The sequence below is a fragment of the Pseudomonas sp. KK18 genome (genome assembly GCF_037094675.1).
In the GTDB taxonomy this organism is placed as follows: Bacteria; Pseudomonadota; Gammaproteobacteria; order Pseudomonadales; family Pseudomonadaceae; genus Aquipseudomonas.
In genome coordinates this window covers 1,923,423-1,943,334 of the sequence record NZ_CP146605.1, presented here as the reverse complement: position 1 = coordinate 1,943,334, position 19,912 = coordinate 1,923,423, and the positions used below count along the sequence as shown (strand labels likewise).

Sequence of the window (19,912 nt, the reverse complement as noted above, 5' to 3'; positions counted from 1 at the left end):
ATATATAGTGGCAACAAGGTGAGGTCAAGCGCAGCATTCTGCGCGGCCTGCCTTTATTGCACGGAAAAAAGGCTGGGTTCGGCCTGCATCAAAGCAAAGCGCGGGACCTGTTCGCCGTCAACTTCGACGGTCTCCAGGAACATGCTCAAGGGACGCACCCAAAAGCCGTAATCGCCATACAGTGCTTGGTAGAACACCACTTCCTCTTCGGTCTCGGAATGCCGCGCCACATTAAAAACGCGGTACTGCGGACCTTTATAATGCTGGTAGAGCCCTGGTTCGACTTTCATGCTCTGGCCCTCTTACAAAATTTGTTAAAAAAAAATATAAAAAATTCCAAAAAACAAAAACCGGGGCACTGGGCCCCGGCTTCCGTCAACGAAACGTTTAGATACGTTCGAAGACGGTGGAGATGCCTTGGCCGAGGCCAATGCACATGGTTGCAACCCCAAGGTTGCCGCCATTTTGCTTCATCACGTTAAGCAACGTGCCGGAGATACGAGCGCCGGAACACCCAAACGGGTGACCCAAGGCAATCGCGCCGCCGTGCAGGTTAACCTTCTCGTTCATCTTGTCGAGCACTTTCAAATCTTTCAGCACTGGCAGGGCCTGTGCGGCGAAAGCTTCGTTGAGCTCGAAGAAGTCGATGTCGGAGATAGTCAGGCCTGCGCGCTTCAATGCTTTTTGTGTGGCCGGTACTGGACCATAGCCCATGATTGCCGGGTCCACACCTGCGACTGCCATCGAACGGATCACGGCCATCGGCTGGATGCCCAGGTCCTGGGCACGCTGGGCCGACATCACGATCATGCACGAAGCACCGTCAGTGATCTGCGACGAAGTACCGGCTGTCACGGTGCCGCCCTTTGGATTGAAGGCCGGCTTCAGGGCCGCCAGGCTTTCCAGGGTGGTGTCCGGACGAATGGTTTCGTCGTAGTCGAACAGTTTCAGGAAACCGTTCTCGTCGTAGCCGTTCATCGGGATGATTTCATCCTTGAACTTGCCTTCCACGGTTGCCTTGTGGGCCAACTGGTGGGAACGCAGGCCGAATGCATCCTGGGCTTCGCGGGTAATGCCGTGCATTTTGCCGAGCATTTCAGCGGTGAGGCCCATCATGCCCGAGGCTTTCGCCGCGTACAGGGACATGTGCGGGTTCGGATCCACACCGTGCATCATGCTGACGTGGCCCATGTGCTCCACGCCGCCAACCACGAACACATCACCGTTACCGGTCATGATCGCTTGGGCAGCGGTGTGCAGCGCGCTCATGGACGAGCCACACAGCCGGCTGACGGTCTGGCCGGCAGCGGTGTGCGGGATCTGCGTCATCAGGGAAGCCATGCGGGCGATGTTCCAGCCCTGCTCCAGGGTCTGGTTGACGCAGCCCCAGATCACGTCTTCGACTTCGTTCGGGTCGACCTTGACGTTACGTTCCAGCAATTTGCTGATCAGGTGCGCCGACATGTCTTCGGCACGGGTGTTGCGGTGCATGCCGCCCTTGGAGCGGCCCATCGGAGTACGACCGAAGTCGACAATCACGACGTCTCTTGGATTCAAGCTCATAAATATTCTCGCTCTAGTCGTCTGGGCACTTAACCGAAGAAGCTCTGGCCGTTCTTGGCCATCTCGCGCAGCTTCGCAGTCGGGTGGTACAGCGGGCCCAGATCAGCGTATTGATCAGCCAGGGCAACGAACTCGGCCACACCGATGGAATCGATGTAACGCAGCGCACCACCACGGAATGGAGGGAAACCAATACCGTAGACCAGGCCCATGTCGGCCTCGGCTGCGGTTTCAACGATGCCGTCTTCCAGGCAGCGCACGGTTTCCAGGCACAGGGCGATCATCATCCAGTTGACGATGTCCTCGTCGGACACTTCACGCTGTTCGTAGATGACCGGCGCGAGTACTTCGTGAACCGATGGGTCGGCCACTTTCTTCTGCTTGCCCTTCTTGTCGGTCTCGTAGGCGTAGAAACCCTTGCCATTCTTCTGGCCCAGGCGCTTGGCTTCGTAGAGCGCGTCGATCGCCGAGCGGCGGTCGTCTTTCATGCGATCCGGGAAGCCTTCAGCCATTACGTCGCGACCGTGGTGGCCGGTGTCGATGCCGACCACGTCCATCAGGTACGCCGGGCCCATTGGCCAGCCGAATTTTTCCATGACCTTGTCGATGCGCACGAAGTCCACACCGGCGCTGACCAGCTTGGCGAAACCGCCGAAGTACGGGAACAGTACGCGGTTGACCAGGAAGCCCGGGCAGTCATTGACGACGATCGGGTTCTTGCCCATTTTCTTGGCGTAGGCAACGGTGGTGGCAACGGCCAGCTCGCTGGACTTCTCGCCACGGATCACTTCCACCAGCGGCATCATGTGCACCGGGTTGAAGAAGTGCATGCCGACGAAGTTTTCCGGACGCTTGAGGGCCTTGGCCAGCAAGGTGATGGAAATGGTCGAGGTGTTGGACGCCAGGATCGTGTCTTCTTTCACCTGGGCTTCAACTTCAGCCAGTACCGCCTGCTTGACCTTCGGGTTCTCGACAACCGCTTCGACCACCAGGTCGACGTGGCCGAAATCACCGTAGGACAGGGTCGGACGAATGCCGTTAAGCACTTCAGCCATTTTCGCTGCAGTCATGCGGCCTTTATCAACGCGGCCTACCAGCAGCTTCGCGGCTTCTGCCAGACCCTGCTCGATGCCGTGCTCGTTGATGTCTTTCATCAGGATCGGCGTGCCTTTGGACGCCGACTGATAGGCGATACCGCCGCCCATGATACCGGCGCCGAGTACGGCAGCCTGTTTCACGTCGCGAGCGATTTCGTCGTAGGCCTTGGCCTTTTTCTTCAGTTCCTGATCGTTCAGGAACAGACCGATCAAGCTCTGCGCGGCAGAGGTCTTGGCCAGTTTGACGAAGCCGGCAGCTTCGACTTCCAGGGCTTTGTCGCGACCGAAGTTCGCGGCCTTCTGGATGGTCTTGATCGCTTCAACCGGCGCCGGGTAGTTCGGGCCGGCCTGGCCAGCCACGAAACCCTTGGCGGTTTCGAACGACATCATCTGTTCGATGGCGTTGAGCTTGAGTTTTTCCAGCTTTGGCTGACGCTTGGCCTTGTAGTCAAATTCGCCGCTGATGGCGCCCTTGATCAGGTTCAGCGCGGCTTCTGCCAGCTTGTCGGGAGCCACCACAGCATCCACGGCGCCGACTTTCAGCGCGTCTTCAGCACGGTTTTCCTTGCCGGCGGCAATCCACTCGATGGCATTGTCGGCACCGATGATGCGCGGCAGGCGCACGGTACCGCCGAAGCCTGGGTAGATGCCCAGCTTGACTTCCGGCAGGCCGATTTTCGCGGTGGCAGACATCACGCGGAAGTCGGCGGCCAGGCACATTTCCAGACCGCCGCCCAGGGCGATGCCATTGATCGCGGCAACGGTCGGCACGTTGAGGTCTTCGAAATCGCTGAAAATCTTGTTGGCTTCGAGGTTGCCAGCCACAAGCTCGGCATCGGGCAGCTTGAAGTTGTCGACGAATTCGGTGATGTCAGCGCCGACGATGAACACGTCCTTGCCGCTGGAGACGATCACGCCCTTGACCGAAGCATCTGCTTTGATGGTGTCTACGGCCTGACGCAATTCATTCAGGGTTAGACGGTTGAACTTGTTGACGGACTCACCCTTGAGGTCGAATTTCAATTCGACGATGCCACTTTCAAGAGCCTTAACCGTGATGGCTTTACCTTCGTAAATCATCAACTGATCTCCACGATATGGAAGCTGAACAGTACACGTCGGACGCAGGATTCAGCGTAGGCACTGACGTTACCGTCGATGCTAACGCCAATTTGCCAGGCACACCCGCCAACGCGATAGTCGGGATTCTGTACGAACGGTCTGAAAGACAAACGCTCAATTCATACGCCCGTTTGATTTGGGTACGTCACCTTCAGCCAAATCCGAAGAATTGTCAATCGCTCGAAAGGGCCGCAAAAACGCGACTTTTCAGTCATTTCAGAACCCGGGGCAGCCGGCATCGCCCCGCCAATGTTTAATCATTCGCGAAATCAATAATGTGAATTTTGATTTAAAGGGCTGTACAGAACCGAATATGCGGCTAGGCTAGCGGCACGTAAAACGAATTACCGGCCTGCCTGGCCAACTCCAGCCCGATGATGCTTTCGGGCTTTTTAATGCCCGCAGGAATCTCAGGCCAGCGCCTTGAGCACCGCGTCAATGTCCTGCAACACGCTCAACTCGCCCTTCTCGCCCCAGTACAAGGTGATCATTTGCTTGTCGGCTTCGACTTTGTAGACGTTCGCCGGCAGCGTCGCAAAATGTGGCAACAACTTTTCATCGACGCAGGTTTCCTGCCACTGATTGACCCAAACCCCCGGCTCCAACTGCCAGTAACTCCAGGTCACCCGCGTGGTGCCACGCCGTGGCCGGTGATACTGGGCACACGGACTTGGCGGCTCGTGCTTGAGCCAGTGCGGCCATTCCTGGGGCGTCAGTTGCATGGCCAGGCCAATGCGCCGCGCCTCCATGCGCAAAGCCATGCGCCCGCTCGAATGGCGCGAAGGACGCAGCCACGCCAGGGGGCTTAAAACCAGCGCAAGGATTGACACCACTATCCAGACCGTCATATGTGTACTCCCGAATTTCTTGATGAGCGGATTTGACCTGACGCAACCCCATCCGCTTGAAACCAGCCATACTGAACTTATCGCTTTCCCTTGGAGGACTCCTCATGCCCTACGAACATATTCTGGTCGCCGTGGACCTGACCGAAGAATGCGACCCCGTGATCAAGCGGGCCGTAGGCCTTGCAGGCGACTCGGTGAAGCTGTCCCTGGTGCATATCGTCGAACCGATGGCTATGGCCTTTGGCGGCGATGTGCCGATGGACCTTTCCCAACTGCAACAGCAGCAGTTCGACCAGGCCAAGGAACGCCTTGACCGGCTGATCAACAAATACCCTGCCCTGAAAAAAGACCAGAGCCACCTGACCTACGGCCAGCCGCGCCAGGAAATCCACCACCTGGCCAAGGAGCAAGGTTGCGACCTGATCGTGGTCGGCAGCCACGGCCGTCACGGCCTAGCCTTGCTGCTGGGCTCCACCGCCAATGACGTGCTGCACGGCGCACCTTGCGATGTGCTGGCCGTGAAACTGGTCAAGAGCTCGTAAGACCAACGGCAATCCAATGTGGGAGCGGGCTTGTGTGGGAGCGGGCTTGCTCGCGAAAGCGGTGGATCAGTCGACAAATATATGGACTGACACACCGCATTCGCGAGCAAGCCCGCTCCCACATCTGAACCGCGTTTCATACAAAAAACCCGGCGCTCATACAAATGAGCGCCGGGTTTTTTATTGCGCTTGAATCACTCAGGCATCCAGCTCGGCCCAGCGTTCAACCAGGGCTTCAAGCTCGCTGTTAAGCTGCTCGAGGGATGCAATCACCTTGGCGGTTTCTGCAGCTGGACGCAGGTAGAAACCCGCGTCAGCCATTTCAGCTTCAACGGCAGCAATCTGCTGTTCCTTGGCGTCGATATCACCCGGCAGTGCTTCCAGCTCACGTTGCAGCTTGTAGCTGAGCTTCTTCTTCGCAGCAGGTGCTTCCTGGGCTGGTGCCGGAGCAGCAGCCACTGGAGCAACCACGGCCGAGGTCAAGTCAGCCTTGCCGGACTTGCTCTCGGTCACGCCCAGCAGGCGCGGCGAGCCGCCCTGGCGCAGCCAGTCCTGATAACCACCGACGTATTCACGCACCTTGCCTTCGCCTTCGAAGACCAGGGTGCTGGTGACCACGTTATCGAGGAATGCCCGGTCGTGACTGACCATCAGCACGGTGCCGTTGAAGGTCAGCAGGACCTCTTCCAGCAGTTCCAGGGTTTCCACGTCGAGGTCGTTGGTCGGTTCGTCGAGTACCAGCAGGTTGGCTGGCTTGCTGAACAACTTGGCCAGCAGCAGGCGCGCACGCTCACCACCGGACAAGGCCTTGACCGGCGTACGTGCCCGCTGCGGGCTGAACAGGAAGTCGCCCAGGTAGCTCAGCACGTGGCGGCTCTGGCCGTCGATGTCGATAAAGTCGCGACCTTCGGCGACGTTGTCGATCACGGTTTTTTCCAGGTCCAACTGGTGGCGCAGCTGGTCGAAGTAGGCCACGTCGATGCGCGTGCCCTCTTCCACGGTACCGCTGGTGGGTTGCAGGCCGTTGAGCATCAGCTTGAGCAAGGTGGTCTTGCCGGTACCGTTGGCGCCGAGCAGGCCGATACGGTCGCCGCGCTGCAGGACCATGGAGAAGTCCTTGATCAGGAACGGGCCGTCCGGGTGATGGAAGCTGACGTTTTCCAGGACCATCACTTGCTTGCCCGACTTGTCGGCGGTGTCCAGCTGGATATTGGCCTTGCCGGTGCGTTCACGGCGCTCGCTGCGCTCGACACGCAGGGCTTTCAGGGCACGTACGCGGCCTTCGTTACGGGTGCGGCGGGCCTTGATGCCCTGGCGGATCCAGACTTCTTCCTGGGCCAGCTTCTTATCGAACAGGGCATTGGCGGTTTCTTCCGCAGACAGCGCGGCTTCCTTGTGCACCAGGAAACTGGCGTAGTCGCCGTTCCAGTCGATCAGGCCGCCACGGTCCAGTTCGAGGATGCGGGTTGCCAGGTTCTGCAGGAAGGAACGGTCGTGCGTGATGAACAGCACGGCGCCCTGGAAATCCTTGAGGGCTTCTTCAAGCCAGGCGATTGCGCCGATGTCCAGGTGGTTGGTCGGTTCGTCGAGCAGCAACAGATCCGGTTCGGAAACCAGGGCCTGGGCCAGCAGGACGCGGCGACGCCAGCCGCCGGACAATTCGGCGAGGGTCTTGTCGGCGGGCAGTTGCAGGCGACTCAGGGTGCTGTCGACCAATTGCTGCAAGCGCCAGCCGTCGCGGGCTTCGAGGTCTTGCTGGACGTGCATCAGCTTGTCCAGGTCGGCTTCGGTGACGCAGTTCTGCGCCAGGTGATGGTATTCGGCGAGCAGTGCGCCCACGCCGTCGAGGCCTTCGGCAACCACGTCGAACACTGTCCGTCCGTCGGCCACCGGCAATTCTTGCGGCAATTCGCCAATCTTGAGGCCCGGGGCGCGCCAGACAGAGCCGTCATCGGGCTTCTGGTCGCCTTTTACCAGCTTCATCATGCTGGACTTGCCGGTGCCGTTGCGGCCGATGATGCACACCCGCTCACCACGGGCGATCTGCCAGGACACCTTGTCCAACAACGGCATAGCGCCGAAAGCAAGGGACACATCGCTGAATTTGAGCAGGGTCATACGCTTCTCCAAAAACTGGGCGCGCATTCTACCTGACTTAGGGCTCGAGGCGGCCGGCATTTTCGCCGCTGACACGTTCTGTTGGACATTTCAGATGAACTTGAACGAAGCGACCGGCAAAGCTTTCACCGGTTGCGGGCAAAAGGCTAAGCTAGGGGCAATCAGTGTCGGCGACGTCGGCACTAGTCCAGATTCCTCTGCACGGACGTCTCATGCGCAGTCGCCTTTTCAGCTTTTTATCTTGTCTGCTTCTTTCTGCCACCGCCGTTCAATCTGCCCAGGCCGTGGACCTCACCACCCAACGTCAATATTACGATGAAGCCAAACGAGCCCTCGCCAAAGGCGACAGCGGCCCGTATTTCCAATACAGCCAGGCCCTGGCCGACTACCCGTTGACGCCGTACCTCGCCTACGACGAGCTCACGGCGCGACTGAAAACCGCCAGCAACGAGGAGATCGAACAATTCCTCGCCAAGAACGGCGACCTGCCCCAGGCCAACTGGATGAAACTGCGCTGGTTGCGCTGGCTGGCCGACCGTGGCGACTGGCAAACCTTTGAAAAGTACTACGACGCCAAACTCAATTTCGTCGAACTGGACTGCCTCCATGGCCAATTCCAGCTGACCCACAACCAAAAAGCCGAAGGTTATAAAACCACCGAGAAGCTGTGGCTGACCGGTAAATCCCAGCCTGCGGCCTGTGATGCCACCTTTGGCCAGTGGGCCGCCGACGGCCAACTGACCGAACAGAAGATATGGGACCGCGCCAAGCTGGCCGCCGAAGCCCGCAACTATCCGTTGGCCAACAGCCTGGTGAAGACCCTGCCGACCCTCGGCGCCCAGGGCCGCCTGATGGTGGACGTGGCGCAGAAGCCCGACATGCTCGGCGACCCATCGCGCTTCCTGCCGGCCAACGAAGCCATGTCCGATGCCGTAGGCCTGGGCCTGCGCCGCCTGGCACGCCAGGACCCGGACAAGGCCATGGCCCTGCTCGACGGTTATGCCAGCAGCATGCACTTCTCTCGTGACGAAAAAGTGTCGATCGCCCGGGAAATAGGCCTGACCCTGGCGCGTCGCTACGACCCGCGCGCCCTTGACGTGATGACCAAATACGATCCGGAACTGCGGGACAACACCGTTTCCGAATGGCGCCTGCGTCTGCTGTTGCGCCTGGCCCGCTGGGAAGACGCCTACCAGTTGACCCGCAAGCTGCCCCAGGATTTGGCCACCACCAACCGCTGGCGCTACTGGCAGGCCCGCAGCCTGGAACTGGCAGAGCCGAAGAACCCGCAAGCCCTGGTGATGTACAAGGGCCTGGCCAAGGAACGAGACTTTTACGGTTTCCTGGCGGCGGATCGCTCCCAGTCCCCGTACCAACTGAACAACAAGCCACTGGTGATGAGCCAGGCGCTGATGAACAAGGTACGCAACACACCGGGCGTGCGCCGCGCCCTGGAGTTCTACGCCCGTGGCCAGATCGTTGATGGCCGCCGCGAGTGGTACCACGTCAGCCGGCACTTCAACCGCGACGAAATGGTCGCCCAGGCCAAGTTGGCCTATGACATGAAGTGGTACTTCCCGGCGATCCGCACCATCAGCCAGGCGCAGTACTGGGACGACCTGGACATCCGCTTCCCGATGGCCCACCGCGACACCCTCGTGCGAGAAGCCAAGGTCCGCGGCGTGCATTCCAGCTGGGTATTTGCAATCACCCGCCAGGAAAGCGCCTTCATGGACGACGCGCGTTCCGGCGTCGGTGCCACCGGCCTGATGCAACTGATGCCCGGCACCGCCAAGGAGACTGCGCGAAAGTTCAGCATCCCGCTGGCTTCGCAACAGCAGGTGCTCGACCCGGACAAGAACATCCAGCTCGGCGCCGCCTACCTGAGCCAGGTCCACGCCCAGTTCAACGGCAACCGCGTGCTCGCCACCGCTGCCTACAACGCCGGCCCGGGCCGTGTACGCCAATGGCTGCGCGGCGCCGATCACCTGAGTTTCGATGTGTGGGTGGAAAGCATCCCGTTCGACGAAACCCGCCAGTATGTGCAGAACGTGCTGTCTTATTCGGTGATCTACGGGCAGAAGCTCAATGCACCGCAGCCGCTGGTGGATTGGCATGAGCGGTATTTTGATGATCAGTAAGTAACGCGTCCCATAAAAAATGCCCGCATTGAGAGATGCGGGCATTTTTTGTGGGCGGTGAATCAGTGGGTGGTCGACTCACCATCACTGAACTGCAACGCCGCCAGCCGTGCATACAGCGGATTGCTGGCGATCAGTTGCTGATGCGTCCCCACCGCCACCAGCTTGCCCTGGTCCATCACGGCAATCCGGTCGGCATTCTTCACCGTGGCCAGCCGGTGGGCGATGACCAGGGTGGTGCGCCCTTCCATCAACTGCGGCAGCGCCTGCTGGATCAGGTGTTCGCTCTGGGCGTCCAGCGCGCTGGTGGCTTCGTCCAGCAGCAGGATCGGTGCATCCACCAACAAGGCCCGGGCGATGGCCAGGCGTTGGCGCTGGCCGCCCGAAAGGCCCATGCCGCCGTCGCCCAGGTGGGTCTGGTAGCCGTCGGGCATTTGCAAAATGAAGTCGTGGGCGTGGGCGATGCGCGCCGCCTCCTCGACCTGGGTAAAGGTGGCCGTCGGATTGCCGTAGCGGATGTTCTCCTCAACGCTGCCGAAAAACAGCGCCGGGCTCTGGGACACCAGGGCGAAACAGCGGCGCAGGTCCAGCGGATCCAGCTCGGTCAGCGGGTGGCCTTCAAGCAGGATGCGGCCTTGCTGGGCATCGTAGAAACGCAGCAACAGATCGAACATCGTCGATTTACCCGCGCCGGACGGACCGACCAGGGCCAGGGTTTCGCCGGCATTGATGCTCAGGCTCAAGCCGTCGATGGCAAAACGATCCGGACGCGACGGATAGGAGAAGCGCAAATCCTGGATTTCCAGGCGGCCACTGACCCGCTCCGGCAGCTTGATCACGTTGGCTTCGGGCGCCTTGATCTCATTGCTCGACTGCAGCAATTCGCCAATCCGCTCCGCCGCACCGGCGGCGCGCTGCAACTCGCCCAACACTTCACTCAACGTACCGACGGCACTGCCGACGATCAGGCTGTAGAACACGAACGCCGCCAGCTCACCACCGGAAATGCGCCCGCCGATCACGTCCATGCCGCCGACCCAGAGCATCACGCCCACGGCGCCCAGCACCAGCATGATCACCAGGGTAATCAGCCAGGCGCGCTGCACGATGCGTTTGCGGGCGGTGGTGAAGGCCTCTTCCACCGTCAGCGCGAAGCGCTGTTCGTCCTGGACCTGGTGGTTGTAGGCCTGCACGGTCTTGATCTGGCCGAGGGTTTCGGACACATAGCTGCCGACATCGGCGATGCGATCCTGGCTCTGGCGCGACAGGCTGCGCACCCGGCGGCCGAAGATCAGGATCGGCGCCAGCACCAGTGGCAGCGCTATCACGACGATGCTGGTGAGCTTGGGGTTGGTGACAAACAGCAGCACGATCCCGCCGATCACCATCAAGGCGTTGCGCAGGAACAGCGACAGCGAGGAGCCGATCACCGATTGCAGCAAGGTGGTGTCGGTGGTCAGCCGGGACTGGATTTCCGAGCTGCGGTTGTTTTCGTAGAAGCCCGGATGCAGGTAGATCAAGTGGTTGAACACCTGCCGCCGGATGTCCGCCACCACCCGCTCGCCGATCCACGACACCAGGTAAAACCGCGCAAAGGTGCCCACCGCCAGGCCCAGCACCAGGATCATGAACAGACCGATGGATTGGTTGAGCAGGTGCGGCGACTGGGTCATGAACCCCTGGTCCACCAGCAGGCGAATACCCTGGCCCATGGACAAGGTAATGCCGGCGGTGACGATCAGCGCCAACAAGGCGCCCAGAGCCTGCCAGCGGTAGGGAGCGACGAAGCGACTGGCCAGGCGAATCGCGCGGCGTTGACGGGCTGAGAGCATGGAGGGTTTCACCTGAAGGTTGGAGACGGGAACCTGCATAGCTACATGGGGGGAACTTGAGCGAATCACAATGAGTCAGGTTAATTATGCTCACCGAACCTAGGCCCTAGAGGCTATCGGTCTAAGGACCGGCTGGAAATTTGTATCGGTTTCTGCTGGACTGGGCATTCGATCTGCGGGCCGCGCAAGGAGTTGTAACAACGCGGTCACGCGGGGGTTTTAAAGTAGGTACACAACCTGATGAGGAGACGGGCCATGTCCTTGCAAAACAGCAGCAACGCCAAAATTCAAGTGATCCGCCAACCGCAGCAATTGCCTTGCTCGTATATCGACGCTCAGGGCCGCGAAGTGCAAATCACCGAAGAAATGATCCAGAGCGCGTGCGCCGAACTGGAACAGAAATTGGTCAAGCCTGCCAAGCGAGGCTGATTCGCCCACGCTCTCTTAAACCCGGCCTTGATGGCCGGGTTTTTTATGCCTTCAGATTGCCTGTGCGCCCAATGCTGCCACGATGCTCGACAAGGCGGCAGACTCGCCGTTGATCCGCACTTTCAAGCCGTCAATCTCACGCCGCTCGGGGTAGTGCTTGCGCAACAGGTCGAAGGCCTTGCGCTGCTCATCCACTGTGCCTACCAGGCTGCGGCGGAAATCCGCGTCATCACGGCGCGGGTCGTACATGCTGCGGCACAGGGTCGCCAGGGCCCAGGCCGGATCGGTATTGGCATTGAGGTTGACTTCGGCCAGCCACGGCTCCGGCAGCAAGTCGCTCAATTGAATCGTCGGGTCCTGACCAAGATGCCGGCAAAACGCCTGATAGATCTGCGCCGTGCCGCGCTGCTTGCCGTCCAGGCTGTAGCCGGCGATATGCGGGGTGGCCAGCACACACAGGTCGGCCAGGTCGACGTCCACCTGCGGCTCGCCTTCCCACACATCCAGCACGGCCTGCAGGTCTTCGCGCGCCAGCAGCACCTCCTTGAGGGCGGCGTTGTCCACCACCGGGCCGCGGCTGGCGTTGATCAGCCAGGCACCGGGCTTGAGCTGGTTGAGGCGCTCGCGGTCGAACAAGTGCCAGGTGGAGCCGTTGCCGGATTTGTTCAGCGGCGTGTGCAGACTGATCACATCGCACTGCTCGACGATCTGCTCCAGGCTGACGTAATCACCGTCCTCGGCGATCTGCCGGGGCGGGTCGCACACCAGCACGTTCCAGCCCAACGCCTTGAGCACCTTGACCAGACGCCCGCCGACTTCACCGGCCCCCACCACACCGTAGGTGCGCTGGGCCAGGTCGGCGCCTTCGATCTCGGCCAGGGTCAGCAGGCTGCCCAGCACATAGTCGACCACGCCACGGGCATTGCAGCCGGGGGCGCTGGACCATTGGATGCCGGCGCGCTGGAAGTAATCGAGGTCGAGGTGATCAGTGCCGATGGTGCAGGTGCCGACAAACCGCACCGGCGTGCCTTCGAGCAAGGCCCGGTTGACGTTGGTCACTGAACGCACCAGCAGCACATCGGCCTGCTCGATCGTCGCGCGGTCAATGGACCGGCCCGGAACCCGGCGAATCTCGCCGAATCCTTCAAAGAATGCATCGAGCAGCGGGATATTTTCGTCGGCAACAATCAGCATGGCAGGCTCCTTTCGCGGATCAGCAGTGTACAGCGGTTTTCCTTGTGGCGAGGGCGCTTGCTCCCGCTGGAGTGCGCAGCGCTCCCAAATGCAGCACCGTGTTTTTTCAGGTACACATCGGTTGCCCGTTCTGGGGCTGCTGTGCAGCCCAGCGGGAGCAAGCTCCCTCGCCACAGCAAGCTCCCTCACCACAGCAAGCGCCCTCGCCACAAAACGCTGCATTTGCGCGGGGATGTGTTTACAAATCCACAACACAGGTTTTTTCCTGACCAACACGTCAAGGCGTAGAATGCGCCGTCCTGCGCTCCCCCTATCGGACATCTGTACGTGAACACTGCCACAACCACCACCTCCCTTTCTCGCCCCGCCCGCGTCAGCCTTGAAGTGCGCAACCTGCTGGCCCTGGCGCTGCCGATCATGATCGGGCAACTGGCGACCACCGCCATGGGGTTCGTCGATGCCGTGATGGCCGGGCGTGTCAGCTCCCGAGACCTGGCGGCGGTCGCCCTGGGCAACTCCATCTGGATCCCGGTGTACCTGCTGATGACCGGCACCCTGTTGGCCACCACGCCGAAAGTCGCCCAGCGCTTTGGCGCCGGCACCCACGGTGAAATCGGCCCGCTGGTGCGCCAGTCGATGTGGCTGGCACTGGTGGTGGGAATTACCGCGCTGCTGTTGCTGATCAGCGCCGAACCGATCCTGCACCTGATGAAGGTTGATCCCGAGTTGATCAAGCCCTGCATGGGCTACCTGCACGGCATCGCTTCGGGCATGCCGGCCATTGCGTTGTATTACGTGCTGCGCTGCTTCAGCGACGGCCTGGGCCGAACGCGGCCGAGCATGGTCATGGGCCTGTGCGGGCTGGCGCTGAATATTCCGCTGAACTATGTGTTTATCTACGGCCACTTCGGCGTGCCGGCCATGGGCGGCATCGGTTGCGGCTGGGCCACGGCGATCGTGATGTGGGTGATGATGCTTGGCCTGGCCGCCTGGACCCGCTGGGCACCGGTGTATCAGAGCAGCGAGCTGTTCAAGCGCTTTGACTGGCCGCAATGGTCGGTGATCAAGCGTGTGTTGAGCATTGGCTTGCCCATCGGGATCGCGGTGTTCGCCGAGTCGAGCATTTTTGCGGTGATCGCGCTGCTGATCGGCAGCCTCGGCGCCACGGTGGTGGCCGGGCACCAGATCGCGCTGAACTTCAGTTCGCTGGTGTTCATGATCCCCTATTCCCTGAGCATGGCGGTCACCGTGCGCGTGGGCCAGGCCCTGGGCCGAGGAGAACCCCGTGAGGCGCGCTTTGCCGCAGGTGTCGGAATGGGCACCGCGTTGGTGTATGCCTGCCTGTCCTGCAGCCTGATGCTGCTGTTTCGCGAACAGATCGCCACCATCTACACCCAGGACCCGCTGGTGATCCAGGTGGCGGCGATGCTGATTGTGTTTGCGGCGCTGTTTCAGTTCTCGGACGCGATCCAGGTCACGGCCGCCGGCGCACTACGTGGTTACCAGGACACTCGGGTGACCATGGTGCTGACGTTGTTTGCGTATTGGGGCGTGGGCTTGCCGGTGGGCTACGCGCTGGGGCTGACCGAGTGGCTGGGCCAGGCCCGAGGCCCGAGCGGCTTGTGGCAGGGGCTGATCGTGGGCCTGAGCTGTGCCGCGGCGATGTTGGTGATCCGCCTGGTGCGCAGCGCACGCAAGCGGATTCGCCGGGTTTAAGCCGATTTCTTGCGGATCCAGTATAGGTAAGTACCGGCCTGTTCCTGCTGGTCCACCAGTTCATGGTCGAGAAACACGCAGAACTTGGGGATGTCGCGACGGGTCGACGGATCGGTCGCGATCACCTTGAGCAAGCCACCGGGCGCCAGGTCGCGGATGTGCTGGTGCAGCATCATCACTGGCTCCGGGCAGTTGAGGCCGGTGGCGTCGAGGACGGCATCGACGGGTAAATCAGGGGTCAGGCTCATGGTTTACTCCTAAACAGGCCGGCATTTTAACGGTAACGCGGGGCGCCAGGTAGCCAGCGGCGCCCTCGGTTTTTTCGCGAGCAAGCTCGCTCCTACATTGAGCAGCGTTTACCGGGCCTTTGGCTTCTTCACATCCAACCGGCGCAAATGGCAGGTCACTTCTTCACGGTCGTGGTACAGCTGCTTGCAGCCGATCTCCACCCGGATGCCACGTTCCTTGAAGCCTTCCGCGATGCGTTCAAGCAGGCGCTTCACTTCGGCATAACGCTGCTTCATCGGCAACTTCAGGTTGACCACCGCTTCGCGGCAATGTCCCTCGCCGATCCAGGTTTCCAGCAGGGCCGCATTGCGCGCCGGTTTTTCGACGATGTCGCAGACCATCCAGTCCACCGGCTGCTTGGGGGTGTAGATGAAGCCGTCGGCCATCAAGTGCTGCACCAGCCCGGTGTCCATCAGGCTTTCGGCCATCGGGCCGTTGTCGATGGCGGTCACCAGCATGCCACGGTTGACCAGTTGCCAGGTCCAGCCGCCAGGCGCTGCGCCGAGGTCGACGCCGGTCATGTCGCTGTGCAGGCGCTCGTCCCACTGATCACGGGGGATAAAGTGGTGCCAGGCCTCTTCCAGCTTCAAGGTCGAGCGGCTTGGCGCGTCCCGCGGGAATTTGAGGCGCGGGATGCCCATCGGCCACATGGCCGAGTTGTTTGACTCGGCCAGGCCCATGAACACTTCGCGGCCGCTCTTGAAGGTCAACAGCAGGCGCGGCTTGCTGGCGTCTTCCACCAGTTTGCCGGCGGCCATCAGCGCCTTGCGCAAGTGAACTTCGAATTTCTTGCAGAAGTTCGACAGCTCCTTGCCGTCATTGGTGTCGACCATTTCCAGCCACAGGCTGCCGCACACCGGGAAATCCCGCAGGTGCGCGAGGATCACGCTGATACGGTCGGTTTCCGGCAAGTCGATGAACACCCCGCGCGCCCACTGCCTCGGGAAGATCAGCTCGGCAAAGCGTTGGCCGCGCATCAGGCGCTGGGCGCCGTCTTCTTCGGTGCAGACAAATTCGGCGCAGGCGCTGCCGGTCTTGGCCTTGGCATAGCCCGAAACGTTCAGGCGTGCGGCGTGTTCCGCGATCTCGGAACAGACTTCGCCTTCAAAACCCGGGCGGCAGTGCATAAAAAGGGTGTTCATCAACTCTCCTGGATCACGGGCTTGCTATAGCGCAATGCCTGTCATGAAAACGCGCGCATGATAGCCGAGTTCGGAACCTTGGACTTATTGATAGAGTCCAGTAATTAGCCAGCTACTTAAAACAGGGCTAATTTGTAAGCTCTGTTCGTCCCGTCAGGTCCGTAGCCGTGCGGACCATAAGGAGTCATGTAATGTCATCCCTTGATAGTCTGAGAACCCTTAAAACCTTACAGATCGACGACAAGACCTATCACTACTTCAGCCTGCCCGAAGCCGCCAAGAGCCTGGGTGATCTGGACAAGCTGCCGATGTCCCTCAAGGTGCTGCTGGAAAACCTGCTGCGCTGGGAAGACGAAAAGACCGTCACCGGAGCCGACCTCAAGGCCATTGCCGCCTGGCTCAAGGAGCGCCGCTCCGACCGCGAGATCCAATACCGCCCCGCCCGCGTGCTGATGCAAGACTTTACCGGCGTGCCCGCCGTGGTCGACCTGGCCGCCATGCGCGCCGCCGTGGCCAAGGCCGGCGGTGACCCGCAACGCATCAACCCGCTGTCACCGGTGGACCTGGTGATCGACCACTCGGTGATGGTCGACAAGTTTGCCACCACCGGCGCCTTCCAGGAAAACGTCGACATCGAAATGCAGCGCAACGGCGAACGCTACGCCTTCCTGCGCTGGGGCCAGAGCGCCTTCGACAACTTCAGCGTAGTGCCACCGGGCACCGGCATCTGTCACCAGGTCAACCTGGAATACCTCGGCCGCACCGTGTGGACCAAGGATGAAGACGGCCGCACCTATGCCTTCCCCGACACCCTGGTCGGCACCGACTCCCACACCACCATGATCAACGGCCTCGGCGTATTGGGCTGGGGTGTGGGCGGGATTGAAGCGGAAGCCGCGATGCTCGGGCAGCCCGTTTCGATGCTGATCCCGGAAGTGATCGGCTTCAAGCTCACCGGCAAGCTGAAAGAAGGCATCACCGCCACTGACCTGGTGCTGACCGTCACCCAGATGCTGCGTAAAAAGGGCGTGGTCGGCAAATTCGTCGAGTTCTATGGCGACGGCCTGGCCGACCTGCCTTTGGCCGACCGCGCGACCATTGCCAACATGGCCCCGGAGTACGGCGCCACCTGTGGCTTCTTCCCGGTGGATGAAGTAACCCTGGACTACCTGCGCCTGTCGGGCCGTCCTGCAGAAACCGTCAAACTGGTGGAGGCCTACACCAAGGCCCAGGGCCTGTGGCGCAATGCAGGTCAGGAGCCGATCTTTACCGACAGCCTGGCGCTGGACATGGCCAGCGTCGAAGCCAGCCTGGCCGGGCCGAAACGTCCGCAAGACCGTGTCTCACTGCCTAACGTCGGCCAGGCCTTCAGCGATTTCCTCGACCTGCAATTCAAGCCCACCAACAAGGAAGAAGGCCGCCTGGAAAGCGAAGGCGGCGGCGGTGTTGCGGTGGGCAACGCCGACCTGATCGGTGAAGCCGACTACGACTTCGAAGGCCAGACCTATCGCCTGAAAAACGGCGCGGTGGTGATCGCGGCCATTACCTCCTGCACCAACACCTCCAACCCGAGCGTGATGATGGCGGCAGGACTGGTGGCGAAAAAGGCCGTGGAGAAAGGACTGAAGAGCAAGCCCTGGGTGAAAACCTCCCTGGCGCCGGGCTCCAAAGTCGTGACTGATTACTACAAAGCGGCAGGCTTGACCCACTACCTCGACAAGCTGGGCTTCGACCTGGTGGGTTATGGCTGCACCACCTGTATCGGCAACTCCGGGCCGCTGCCCGAGCCGATCGAAAAAGCCATCCAGAAAGCCGACCTGGCCGTGGCCTCGGTGCTCTCGGGCAACCGTAACTTCGAAGGCCGGGTGCATCCTCTGGTGAAAACCAACTGGCTGGCCTCCCCGCCCCTCGTGGTGGCCTATGCCCTGGCCGGCACCGTGCGCATGGACATCAGCAGCGAACCACTGGGCACCGGCTCTGACGGTAAACCGGTGTACCTGCGGGACATCTGGCCCAGCAGCAAGGAAATCGCCGACGCCGTTGCGCAAGTCAGCACCCAGATGTTCCACAAGGAATACGCCGAGGTGTTTGCCGGTGATGAACAGTGGCAGGCCATTGAAGTGCCGCAGGCTGCAACCTACGTGTGGCAGAAGGACTCCACCTACATCCAGCACCCACCGTTCTTCGACGACATCGGCGGCCCGCCGCCGGTGATCGAAGACGTCAAGGGCGCCAACGTGCTGGCATTGCTGGGGGACTCGGTGACCACCGACCACATCTCCCCTGCCGGTAACATCAAGACCGACAGCCCGGCCGGCAAATACCTGCGCGAGCAAGGCGTCGAACCGCGGGACTTCAACTCCTACGGCTCGCGTCGCGGCAACCATGAAGTGATGATGCGCGGCACCTTCGCCAACATCCGCATCCGCAACGAAATGCTCGGCGGCGAGGAAGGCGGCAATACGATCTACATCCCTACCGGCGAGAAAATGCCGATCTACGACGCCGCCATGAAATACCAGGCCTCGGGCACCCCGCTGGTGGTGATCGCCGGCCAGGAATACGGCACCGGCTCAAGCCGTGACTGGGCGGCCAAGGGCACCAACCTGCTGGGGGTCAAGGCGGTGATTGCCGAGAGTTTCGAGCGGATTCACCGCTCCAACCTGGTGGGCATGGGCGTGCTGCCCCTGCAGTTCAAGCTGGACCAAAACCGCAAGGCACTCAAGCTGACCGGCAAGGAGAAGATCGACATCCTCGGGCTGACCAACGCCGAGATCGAGCCACGCATGAACCTGACGCTGGTGATCACCCGTGAGGATGGCAGCAGCGAGAAGGTCGAAGTGCTGTGCCGCATCGACACCCTCAATGAGGTCGAGTACTTCAAGGCCGGCGGGATCCTGCACTACGTGTTGCGGCAGTTGATTGCCTCGTAACTGACACGCGCTACCCAAAACACCGCCTTCCCTGGCGGTGTTTTCATTTTTACCGTCGGTGACGCTCGGTATACTGCCGCCCTCAGATTTTGACTGTCACAAGGATTCCCCATGCTTGCATTGCCATGGCTGTACCTGGCGCTTCTTTCCATCGGCTATGTACTTGCCTTGAGCTACGGGCAATTGGGGTTAATGGCGGCGCTTTCCGTCGCCATGCTGCTGTTGGCCGGGTTTGCCGTGCGGCAACAGCGAAACCCGTGGGTACGCTATCTGGGCCACGGGCTGTTTATCGTGCTGGCGCTGGGGCTGGCGATGCATTGGCTGCCCGGGTTCTACAACGGTCGCGGGATCGCGCCGCAGCGCTTTACGGACGACGCCGTGCCGTTCTCGATGTACCTGAACCAGGACAAGCCGCTGATTGGCTTCTGGCTGCTGCTGGCCTGCCCGTGGATTGTTGCGCGCCGGTCCCTGCGCCTGTCGATCTACGCCACCGCCCTGGCGTTGACACTGACGGCGATTGCCGCCCTGGGCGGCGCTGCGTTGCTGGGCGTCATCAGTTGGGCCCCGAAGTGGCCGGAGCAGGCCTGGCTGTGGGTGTTGAATAACTTGCTGCTGGTGACCCTGGTGGAGGAAGCGCTGTTCCGCGGTTATATCCAGGGCGGCCTGAGCCGACGGTTCAAGCAATTGCCCTATGGTGAAAACCTCGCCCTGCTGTTGGCCGCCCTGCTGTTCGGCCTGGTACACCTGGGCGCAGGCTGGCAGTGGACCCTGCTGGCGACCATCGCAGGCCTGGGCTACGGCCTGGCGTATCGCTTTGGCGGATTGGGCGCGGCGATCGTTACGCACTTCGGGCTGAACCTGCTGCATTTCGGGTTGTTTACCTATCCGATGCTGGCGGGCTGAGGCTGCGCCGATTGTTGCAAAAAATAAGTTAAATAAAACCCCGC

15 protein-coding genes are annotated in these 19,912 nt (G+C 61.1%); 6 read left to right on the top strand and 9 right to left on the bottom strand.

The window, feature by feature from the left end; translation table 11 throughout:
• Positions 1–53 precede the first annotated feature (53 nt).
• From V6607_RS08700 to V6607_RS08685, 4 genes are all read right to left on the bottom strand, one after another.
• Positions 54–290 (bottom strand): DUF1653 domain-containing protein, encoded by a 237-nt coding sequence (locus V6607_RS08700; RefSeq protein ID WP_008437597.1) that lies wholly within the window; start codon positions 288–290, stop codon positions 54–56.
• A 97-nt stretch (positions 291–387) separates the two neighbouring features.
• A complete protein-coding gene (fadA, locus tag V6607_RS08695; protein ID WP_003218978.1) occupies positions 388–1,563 on the bottom strand; it encodes an acetyl-CoA C-acyltransferase FadA in 1,176 nt (391 codons plus the stop codon).
• Positions 1,564–1,592: 29 nt separating this feature from the next.
• A complete protein-coding gene (fadB, locus tag V6607_RS08690; RefSeq protein WP_003218979.1) occupies positions 1,593–3,740 on the bottom strand; it encodes a fatty acid oxidation complex subunit alpha FadB in 2,148 nt (715 codons plus the stop codon).
• Between the two features lie 452 nt (positions 3,741–4,192).
• Complete coding sequence (locus V6607_RS08685) at positions 4,193–4,630, bottom strand: hypothetical protein (protein WP_003218981.1); 438 nt, start codon at positions 4,628–4,630, stop codon at positions 4,193–4,195.
• Positions 4,631–4,734: 104 nt separating this feature from the next.
• On the opposite strand from V6607_RS08685, the gene V6607_RS08680 reads away from it, so the two are divergent.
• The gene (locus V6607_RS08680; protein ID WP_003218985.1) at positions 4,735–5,172 is read left to right on the top strand and encodes a universal stress protein; all 438 of its coding nucleotides are present in this window, start codon (positions 4,735–4,737) and stop codon (positions 5,170–5,172) included.
• Between the two features lie 198 nt (positions 5,173–5,370).
• On the opposite strand, the gene V6607_RS08675 is transcribed toward V6607_RS08680, so the two are convergent.
• Positions 5,371–7,290: an ATP-binding cassette domain-containing protein gene (locus V6607_RS08675; protein ID WP_003218986.1), complete on the bottom strand. Its 1,920-nt coding sequence runs from the start codon at positions 7,288–7,290 to the stop codon at positions 5,371–5,373.
• Between the two features lie 212 nt (positions 7,291–7,502).
• Between V6607_RS08675 and V6607_RS08670 the strand changes: the two genes are divergently transcribed.
• Positions 7,503–9,431 carry a transglycosylase SLT domain-containing protein gene (locus tag V6607_RS08670; RefSeq protein WP_008437594.1) on the top strand — a complete coding sequence of 643 codons (1,929 nt, stop codon included), beginning with the start codon at positions 7,503–7,505 and terminating at the stop codon, positions 9,429–9,431.
• A 62-nt stretch (positions 9,432–9,493) separates the two neighbouring features.
• Here the strand turns inward: V6607_RS08670 and V6607_RS08665 are convergent, their stop codons facing one another.
• Positions 9,494–11,302: an ABC transporter transmembrane domain-containing protein gene (locus V6607_RS08665; protein ID WP_166742146.1), complete on the bottom strand. Its 1,809-nt coding sequence runs from the start codon at positions 11,300–11,302 to the stop codon at positions 9,494–9,496.
• A 216-nt stretch (positions 11,303–11,518) separates the two neighbouring features.
• On the opposite strand from V6607_RS08665, the gene V6607_RS08660 reads away from it, so the two are divergent.
• Positions 11,519–11,692 carry a PA1571 family protein gene (locus V6607_RS08660; RefSeq protein ID WP_003218992.1) on the top strand — a complete coding sequence of 58 codons (174 nt, stop codon included), beginning with the start codon at positions 11,519–11,521 and terminating at the stop codon, positions 11,690–11,692.
• A gap of 51 nt (positions 11,693–11,743) precedes the next feature.
• Here V6607_RS08660 and pdxB read toward each other — a convergent pair whose 3' ends face one another.
• Positions 11,744–12,886 (bottom strand): 4-phosphoerythronate dehydrogenase PdxB, encoded by a 1,143-nt coding sequence (pdxB, locus tag V6607_RS08655; RefSeq protein ID WP_134325959.1) that lies wholly within the window; start codon positions 12,884–12,886, stop codon positions 11,744–11,746.
• A gap of 327 nt (positions 12,887–13,213) precedes the next feature.
• Between pdxB and V6607_RS08650 the strand changes: the two genes are divergently transcribed.
• A complete protein-coding gene (locus V6607_RS08650) occupies positions 13,214–14,602 on the top strand; it encodes an MATE family efflux transporter (RefSeq protein ID WP_134325958.1) in 1,389 nt (462 codons plus the stop codon).
• On the opposite strand, the gene tusA is transcribed toward V6607_RS08650, so the two are convergent.
• Together tusA and rlmM are read right to left on the bottom strand one after the other, a co-directional pair.
• Entirely contained in the window at positions 14,599–14,850 is a 252-nt protein-coding gene (tusA, locus tag V6607_RS08645) for a sulfurtransferase TusA (protein WP_003218998.1), read from the bottom strand. The genes V6607_RS08650 and tusA overlap by 4 nt on opposite strands.
• Before the next feature lie 108 nt (positions 14,851–14,958).
• Positions 14,959–16,032, bottom strand: coding sequence for a 23S rRNA (cytidine(2498)-2'-O)-methyltransferase RlmM (rlmM, locus tag V6607_RS08640; RefSeq protein ID WP_003219000.1), 1,074 nt, complete (start codon positions 16,030–16,032; stop codon positions 14,959–14,961).
• A 191-nt stretch (positions 16,033–16,223) separates the two neighbouring features.
• Between rlmM and acnA the strand changes: the two genes are divergently transcribed.
• Together acnA and V6607_RS08630 are read left to right on the top strand one after the other, a co-directional pair.
• Positions 16,224–18,965, top strand: coding sequence for an aconitate hydratase AcnA (acnA, locus tag V6607_RS08635; protein ID WP_134325957.1), 2,742 nt, complete (start codon positions 16,224–16,226; stop codon positions 18,963–18,965).
• A gap of 111 nt (positions 18,966–19,076) precedes the next feature.
• On the top strand, positions 19,077–19,868 hold the full coding sequence (locus tag V6607_RS08630) for a CPBP family intramembrane glutamic endopeptidase (RefSeq protein WP_003219003.1): 792 nt from the start codon (positions 19,077–19,079) through the stop codon (positions 19,866–19,868).
• The last annotated feature ends 44 nt before the right edge of the window (positions 19,869–19,912 follow it).